Raw genomic sequence first — 7,389 nt, 5'->3', positions numbered from 1 at the left:
ACAACTATGACTATGCACGCGCGCGCAGCGTGCTTCGGGTCCTGCCCGGATCCAATCGTGACGGGCCGTATATCCTGGCCGCGTTCAAGCCGCTCGGCGGCACGGCGGCGGCCACCGCGGGCCCCTACCTGTTCCAGGATCTTTCGAGCGTCCCGCCCCATCTGGCCGCGTCGTGGGTGAGGGAGTTTCTCAATCAGGCGGCGCAAGAGCGTTTCTGGGAGGAGAAGAAAGGGGCGCAGCTGGCGCAGCGGTTGCGGGCAACCGTGGGCATCATGGGCGCCGGCCTGCCCGAGGTCCGGAAGTCGCTGGACAGCTGGATCGCCTGGGTCCGCTGACCCGGCCCACCGAGGCATCGGCTGCTGGCTCGCGCGTAAGTAACATAACGCCTGTTCTCGGACACGGCGGCCCCTGGGGGCCTTGTCATGGCGCGGATGACCCGTGGCATCGCGCGCCGATCCTGTCAGAGCGCGCGGGACAAGTCACACCGGAGCCTCGAGGCGGCGAGCGGGCGCCGTCCATCGGGGCGCTCCACACAGGGCGCCTCAGAGCCCGAAGCGGATCCGGACCTCCGGCAACTCGCGCGCGAGGTGGGCGACGAGGACGCGGACGAAGACAACCACGCCGCTCATCTCGAGCGTCTCCTCGGTCAAAACGGCCAGGCTGTAGAACACGCTGTCCTTCAGGTCCGCCGAGGCCAGCGCCGCTCCCACGAGCTCCAGGCCGAGGGCCCCGCCCACGTAGAAGGACCCGGCGAGGAGCATGCCCCGCCGGCTGGGTGGGGGCAGGGCTCGCACGAAGCGGAAGTATGCGATGCCCATCACTGCCACGAAACCGACCCCTGGGATCACCCAGGGGAAATGGAGCACCCCGCGGGTGTGGAGGGCGTCGCGGAGCGGCACGACTGACAGCTCGTGCAGCCCCACTGCCTCGTCCAGGCTGAGCCCGGCGAAGACCACGGCGAGAAACAGCCAGTGCCAGGCGTAGGATGCTCGCCTGCGCCGCTCGGCCCATCCGATGATGGCAAGCAGGACCGCGGGCAGGGACAGGGTCACGGAGGAGAACCACGCGGGGACATTGCCCTCCCCGTCGAGGTCAAACAGCCGTGCCAGCCCCAGGACACGGTCGTGGTTGAAGCCATGGCGGGCGACGCGGATGAGCACGTAGCCCAGGGCCAGGACAGCCACCGCCCCGGCGAGGACGGCGGCGAGACGGCGGGCCGAGACAACGAGAATCATGGAAGAGACCCCCTCAGCGGCCCTGCGGGCGAGCCCGATCACCGGAGGGCCCGCCTGGCATCCGGCGAAGCGCGCCCTGCACGAGGACCACATAGGCCGAGGGATGTGCCAATGTCAATGTTCTCGGGCCCCGGGGGGAGCGAGGGCCCCACCCCGTATCCTTGCAGAAGCTGATCTGGATGAGGAGTCGACGGCAACGGGCCGTCCTGATCGTGTATCTTCTGGGGGCGAGGAGCGCAGCTCCATGGACGGATCCCTCACGAGACGGGATTCAATATGGGCACGGTGACCGGGTCGGACCTGCTGGCGCAATCGCTGAAGCAGCAGGGACTGGACACTCTCTTCTTCCTGATGGGCGGGCCCATGCTCGAAGCCGAGGCCGCGCTCGTCAAGCTCGGCCTCCGCATGATCGACACGCGCCATGAGCAGGCGGCGGCGAGGGCAGCCCATGCCTATGCGCGGCTGACACGCCGTCCTGCGGGCGCGATGGGGTGCTCAGGCCCAGGAACCACGAACCTCGCCACCGACGTGGCCTATGCCTTCGTCGACGCGGCGCCGCTCATTGCCGTCGAGGGGTCCAGCCCGCGCATTCAGCTCAGGATGGAGGCCTTGGGCGTAGATAGCATAACGCCCGTTCTCAGTCATGGCGCCCCGCGAAGGCCAGCAGCCAGCGGCAGGTTTCCGGCCGGCGCTAGGTAAATCCCTCCAGCGGCGCTCCTGGATTTCCCCGAGCGCCCGGCGCTAGCGCTCCTGCCGTGGGAGCTCTACGAGAGCATCATCGAGACGCTAGAGGTCCTGAGCGATCGTAAGACGACGACCGCCCTCCGGTCGAGCCTCGCGGACATCCGTAAACGCCGCCTGGTCAGCCATGAGGCTGCCCGGAAGCGTCTCGGGGGATGAGCGCGCAGATCTTCAGGAAGGGCACCGGCCTCAGCTTATAGGCCTTCTCTGAGTTGCTGGACAACGCCGCGGCGTCGGGGTTTACTACCCGGGCCGGTGGGCGGCGCCGTCCCCCCAACCGGCCACAACCGCGACCCCCGCAAAGGGAGGACACCCATGGCTTCCGCACGCGATGACCAACCACGCTTGACCCGCCGGACCCTGCTCAAGACCGCCGCCGCGGGGGCTCTCGCCCTGGGCATGCCGGCCATCGTGCGCGCCCAGCCCGACGCCATCCGCATCGGGCATATCACGCCGCGCACGGGCTTTCTCGGCCAGTTGGGCGAATACGGGCTCAACGCGGCCCAGATGGCGGTGGACGAGACCAATACGGCCGGCGGGGTGCTGGGCCGGAAGGTCGAGTTGATCGCGGAAGACAGCGTCAACCCCGGCGTGGCGGTCACCAAGGTGCAGAAACTCGTCGAGCGCGACAAGGTCCTCTGCCTGGTGGGCGAGATCTCCTCGGCCTCGGCGCTCGCCATCGCGGAGCAGGCCAACCGCTACAAGGTCCTCTACATCAACTCGGGCGCCAACTCCGACGAGCTGCGCGGCAAGAACTGCAACCGTTTCATGTTCCACGTCGAAGGCTGCAACACGATGTACACCAAGACCATCGGTCAGTGGCAGAAGAGCAAGAACCTGATCAAGGGCGCCAAGTGGTACATGCTCACGGCCGACTACGCCTTCGGCCACGACCTCTTCCGCGTCTCCTCGCGCTTTCTCACGGAGAACGGCGGCTCCGTGGTGGCCAACGACATGGTCCCCACGAACACGCCGGACTACAGCGCCTATATCCTCAAGATCCGCCAGGCCAAGCCGGACTTCGTCTACATCAACCTGGCCGGCGCCGACCAGACCACCTTCCTCAAGCAGTACAAGGAATACGGCCTACCGATCCCGCTGGCGGGCGGCGTCATGGACACCGTCCCGTTCTGGGGGGCCGGGATCGATTCGCTGTCGGGCCACTGGCAGAGCCTCTGGTATCACGGGCTCACAGTGCCGGCCTCGCAGGCCTTCACGAAGCGCTACAGCGACAAGCACGGCAAGCCGCCCGACAACCAGGCCTGGGGTGATTACGTCGCGGTGAAGATCCTGCTCCAGGCCATGGCGGAGACCAAGAGCACCGAGGCCGCCAAGTGGGTCCCGTACTTCGAGAAGGGCGCGACCTTCGACATCCTCAAGGGCCGCAAGGGCAGCTTCCGCAACTGGGACCACCAGCTTCTTCAGGAAATGTACGTGGTCAAGGTCAAGGACAAGAAGGACGCCAAGGACAAGTGGGACATCTTCGAGCTGGTCCAGACGGTGCCGGCCGCGAACGAGTCCTTCGAGGTGATCCAGCCGACCCGGCAGGAAAATCCCTGCACGCTGGCGTAATCCACGCCCCTCACCAGACTCTCCCCCTCACCCTCCCCTCTCCCCCTCCGGGGGAGAGGGTGAAGATGAGAGAGGGGGAGAGGGTTCATGATTCCCTCTCCCCTCTGGGGAGAGGGTCAGGGTGAGGGGGATCTCGCCCACCACCTGACCCATGCCCGCCTTCGTCATCCTCGAGCACATGGCCAATGGCCTGCTCGTGGGCGCGTACTACATCGTCCTCGCGCTCGGGCTCTCGCTCATCTTCAGCCTGGGCGGCGTCGTCAACCTGGCCCACGGCGCCTTCTACGCCCTGGGCGCCTATCTGGCCTACGAGATCCAGCGGCGCCTGGGCTTCGCCGGCGCCATGGTGCTCTCCCCGCTCGGGGTCGCGCTCATCGGCGTGGGGATCGAGCGCCTGTTCATCCGCCGCTTCTATCGAGAAGACCCGGGGCTCGCGCTCCTCTTCACGTTTGGGTTGGCTATGGCCGCAGAACAGAGCCTGAGGCTCATCTGGGGCGCCACGGGGCTGCCGTTCGGCATCCCGGAGGCCCTCCGCGGCCAGGTCTTCCTCGGCGACTTCATCTACTCGCGCTATCGCATCGCGGTGCTGGCGGTGTCGGCCGCGGCCGTGACCGGCTGCTGGCTTCTGCTGAACAAGACCTCCTTTGGCCTGGTCGTCCGCGCCGGCACCCGCGATCCCGAGATGGTGCGCGCCCTCGGCATCGCGCTGAGCCCCATTCTGACCGCCATCTTCGCGCTCGGCGTGGGACTGGCCGGACTGGCCGGCGTGATGTCGGCGCCGCTGGCCGGCGTGCACCCGGCCATGGGCACGGAGATCCTGGTCGCCGCCTTCGTCATCGTAGTGATCGGGGGGCTGGGGAGCTTCTGGGGCGTGGTCTGGGCGGGGCTGATCGTTGGCGTCGTCCGCGGGCTCACCGTGCTCTTCTACCCGCCGGCGGCCGAGGCCTCGATGTACGCCCTCATGGTGCTGGTCCTGCTCGTGCGCCCCCGCGGGCTCATGGGCGAGCGCTTCGAGCGCTTCGAATGAGCGCGACCCGGCGCCTCTCTCACCCGCTCGTCCTCCTGGCCGCGGCGCTGCTCCTACTGCCGTGGGCCATGCGGCCCATCGGCATGACCGAGGGCCTCGCCACCGAGATCGCGATCTTCGCCCTGGTGGGCCTGGGCTTCAATCTCCTCCTGGGCTACACGGGTCTCCTCTCCTTCGGCCACGGCGCCTTCTTCGGGCTGGCGGCCTATGCCGCCGCGCTGGTGCAGATCCACTACCTGCCCGGCCACGTGCTCGCGCCCATCGTCCTCGGCACCTTCTTCGCCGCGGCGATGGGCCTGATCGTCGGCTTCCTGGCCCTGCGCCGGCGCGGCGTCTACTTCTCCTTGCTCACGCTGGCCTTCACGGCCCTGATCTTCTCGGTGGCCTTCCGGTGGACGGCCGTCACCGGCGGCGAGAACGGGCTGCGCGGGATCTCGCGGCGGTCGCTGCTGGGGCTGCCGGTCGAAAGCCAGCTGGCCTTCTACTACGTGACGGCGGCCGGGGTCCTGCTGGTCGCGTGGGCGTTCTGGCGTGTCGTCCATTCCCCCTTGGGCCGGGTGTTGCTCGCAATCAGGGACAACGAGAGGCGGGCACGCTTCCTGGGCTACCCCGTGCAGCGCTACAAGTTGATCGCTTTCACGCTCTCCGCGGCGGTGACGGGCCTGGGCGGCTGCCTCTTCACCTTTCTCAAGGTCTTCGCCTCGGCCGACCAGGTCCACGTGGCCTTCTCGGGCGAGATCGTGGCGATGACCATCGTGGGCGGCATGGGGCATTTCCTCGGCCCCGCGCTGGGCAGCGCCTTCTTCATCCTGTTCCGCGAGCTGCTCTCCGAGCACACGGCCTCGTGGCAGTTCTGGTTCGGGCTCATGTTCATGGCCTTCATCCTCTTCTCGCCCTCGGGGCTGATTGGTCTCGGCGAGCGGCTGCTCCGCCCCTTCCGCCGGCGGGACGAGGAGGCGGCCGCCATGGCCGCGCGCCTCACGCCGCGGCCTGCTGCTGAAGTGCCCGACTTCTTGCGTGGTGCAGCGCCGGCAGCGGGCCCTCTCCTCGACTGCCGCGGGGTCAGCAAGCGCTTCGGCGATTTCACGGCGGTGGACTCGGTAGACCTCACCCTCGCCGATCGGCGGCTGCACGCCCTGATCGGGCCCAACGGGGCGGGCAAGACGACGCTCTTCAACGCCGTCTCCGGCATGTACCCGCCCGACGGCGGCTCGATCGTCCTCGATGGCCGGCGCATCGACGGGCTCTCCCCCGAGCGGGTCGTCGGCCAGGGCATCGCCCGCTCCTTTCAGATCACCAACCTCTTCCCCTCGCTCACCCTGCTCGAGAACCTGCGCCTCGGCGTCCAGGCGCGCGATCCGCGGCGCTTCAACTGCTGGCGTCCCGCGACAAGCCTCGCCCGGGTGAACGAGGAGACCCGCGCGCTGGTGCGGTTCCTGGGGCTCGAGGGTCTCGAGCAGGTGCCCGCCTCGAGCCTCTCCTACGGTGGGCAGCGCCTCCTCGAGCTGGGGCTGCCGCTGGCGGCCTGTCCCCGGGTGCTGCTCCTCGACGAGCCCCTGGCCGGCTTGGCCCCGGCCGAGCGCGAGCGCATCACCCTATTGCTGCGCCGGCTCTGCGAGCGGATGGCGGTGCTGCTGGTCGAGCACGACATCGACCGCGTCTTCGCCCTCGCCGACCGCATCACCGTCATGAACGAGGGGCGCGTGGTGGTGGACGGCCCGGCCGCCGAGGTGCGCGAGCATCCGAAAGTCCACGAAGTCTATTTGGGCCACGGCCGCGATCTCCTCTTTGCCGAGGCCGGCCGCGCCGCCTCGGGCCCGGCCGGGCCCCCGGTGCTCCGCGTCTCCGGCATCGACACCTTCTACGGCAAGAGCCACATCCTCCACGAGGTCTCGCTCGAGCTGAGGGCGGGCGAGGTGCTGGCTCTCCTCGGCCGCAACGGCGCCGGCAAGTCCTCCACCCTCAAGAGCGTGATGGGCCTGGCCCCGCCGGCGCGCGGCCGCATCGAGTTCGCCGGGCGCGAGATCGCCGGCCACTCCCCCGAGGCGATCGCGCGCCTGGGCGTGGGCTGGGTGCCCCAGGGGCGCCGGCTCATCCCGACCCTCACGGTGGCCGAGAACCTCGAGTTGGGCCGGCTCCGGCGGCAGGGCGGCCAGGGCGTCCGCTGGGAGCCCGAGCGGATCTTCGAGTTCTTCCCCCGCATCCGGGAGCGGCTCCGGAGCAGGGCCGAGACCCTCTCGGGTGGCGAGCAGCAGATGGTGGCCATCGCCCGCGCGCTGTCGGGCAACCTCCAGCTCCTGCTCCTGGACGAACCCTTCGAGGGCCTGGCCCCGGCGGTGAGCGAGACGATCTTCCGCGTCCTCGACCGCCTGCGCCGGGAGGTGCCCATCCTGATCGTCGAGCACGATCTGGACCTGGTCCTGGCGCTGGCCGATCGGGTCAGCGTGCTGGACCGCGGCCGCATCACCCACGAGGGCCCGGCGGCCCCCCTGCGCGCCGACCGCGAGCTGCGCCGCCAGGTGCTGTGGGGTAGCAGGGCGCTGTGACAAGGGGAAGAGCTGTGACAAGGAGGGAAGAGCCTGGGCCGCGGGGCGCCATGACTAAAAACGGGCTTTATGTTGCCTACGCGCCTAGTGCGGCACCAGTGCCCAGAGGGGGTCGAGGTTCTTCGGGTCGGGCTTGAGGAGGCCGACGCCGGGGGCGTTGACCAGCTCGACGATCTTGTCGTTGAAGGGCGTCTTGACGCCGACCTGCCTGCCCTGCTCCGAGACGTAGCCGTTGAGATAGTTGATCTCGGTGCGGCGCCCCTTCATC

7 protein-coding genes are annotated in these 7,389 nt (G+C 68.9%); 5 read left to right on the top strand and 2 right to left on the bottom strand.

From position 1 onward, the window contains the following. A partial coding sequence (locus tag Q7W02_11335; protein MDO8476756.1) for a hypothetical protein occupies nucleotides 1–335 on the top strand: 335 nt, incomplete at its 5' end. A 207-nt stretch (nucleotides 336–542) separates the two neighbouring features. Here Q7W02_11335 and Q7W02_11330 read toward each other — a convergent pair. Continuing rightward, complete coding sequence (locus Q7W02_11330) at nucleotides 543–1,235, bottom strand: hypothetical protein (protein ID MDO8476755.1); 693 nt, start codon at nucleotides 1,233–1,235, stop codon at nucleotides 543–545. A 276-nt stretch (nucleotides 1,236–1,511) separates the two neighbouring features. On the opposite strand from Q7W02_11330, the gene Q7W02_11325 reads away from it, so the two are divergent. From Q7W02_11325 to Q7W02_11310, 4 genes are all read left to right on the top strand, one after another. Further along, nucleotides 1,512–1,934 (top strand): thiamine pyrophosphate-binding protein, encoded by a 423-nt coding sequence (locus Q7W02_11325; protein MDO8476754.1) that lies wholly within the window; start codon nucleotides 1,512–1,514, stop codon nucleotides 1,932–1,934. 357 nt (nucleotides 1,935–2,291) lie between these two features. Beyond that, a complete protein-coding gene (locus Q7W02_11320; GenBank protein MDO8476753.1) occupies nucleotides 2,292–3,548 on the top strand; it encodes an ABC transporter substrate-binding protein in 1,257 nt (418 codons plus the stop codon). Nucleotides 3,549–3,699: 151 nt separating this feature from the next. Then, nucleotides 3,700–4,575, top strand: a complete 876-nt coding sequence (locus tag Q7W02_11315; GenBank protein MDO8476752.1) for a branched-chain amino acid ABC transporter permease — start codon at nucleotides 3,700–3,702, stop codon at nucleotides 4,573–4,575. Then, nucleotides 4,572–7,121 carry an ATP-binding cassette domain-containing protein gene (locus Q7W02_11310; protein MDO8476751.1) on the top strand — a complete coding sequence of 850 codons (2,550 nt, stop codon included), beginning with the start codon at nucleotides 4,572–4,574 and terminating at the stop codon, nucleotides 7,119–7,121. The genes Q7W02_11315 and Q7W02_11310 overlap by 4 nt, the downstream gene beginning before the upstream one ends. A gap of 84 nt (nucleotides 7,122–7,205) precedes the next feature. Here Q7W02_11310 and Q7W02_11305 read toward each other — a convergent pair. Beyond that, nucleotides 7,206–7,389: ketopantoate reductase C-terminal domain-containing protein (locus Q7W02_11305; protein ID MDO8476750.1), on the bottom strand; the 184-nt coding region annotated here is incomplete at its 5' end.

It is taken from the genome of Candidatus Rokuibacteriota bacterium, from assembly GCA_030647435.1.
Lineage (GTDB): Bacteria > Methylomirabilota > Methylomirabilia > Rokubacteriales > CSP1-6 > AR37.
Note: the sequence above shows the minus strand (reverse complement) of the source record. Positions and strands in the feature narration are given on the sequence as shown.

Excerpts from the sequence above, each read along its gene's own strand:
- Q7W02_11330 (MDO8476755.1), bottom strand. The coding sequence starts at position 1,235 with ATGATTCTCGTTGTCTCGGCCCGCCGTCTCGCCGCCGTCCTCGCCGGG.
- Q7W02_11325 (MDO8476754.1), top strand. The coding sequence starts at position 1,512 with ATGGGCACGGTGACCGGGTCGGACCTGCTGGCGCAATCGCTGAAGCAG.
- Q7W02_11320 (MDO8476753.1), top strand. The coding sequence starts at position 2,292 with ATGGCTTCCGCACGCGATGACCAACCACGCTTGACCCGCCGGACCCTG.
- Q7W02_11315 (MDO8476752.1), top strand. The coding sequence starts at position 3,700 with ATGCCCGCCTTCGTCATCCTCGAGCACATGGCCAATGGCCTGCTCGTG.
- Q7W02_11310 (MDO8476751.1), top strand. The coding sequence starts at position 4,572 with ATGAGCGCGACCCGGCGCCTCTCTCACCCGCTCGTCCTCCTGGCCGCG.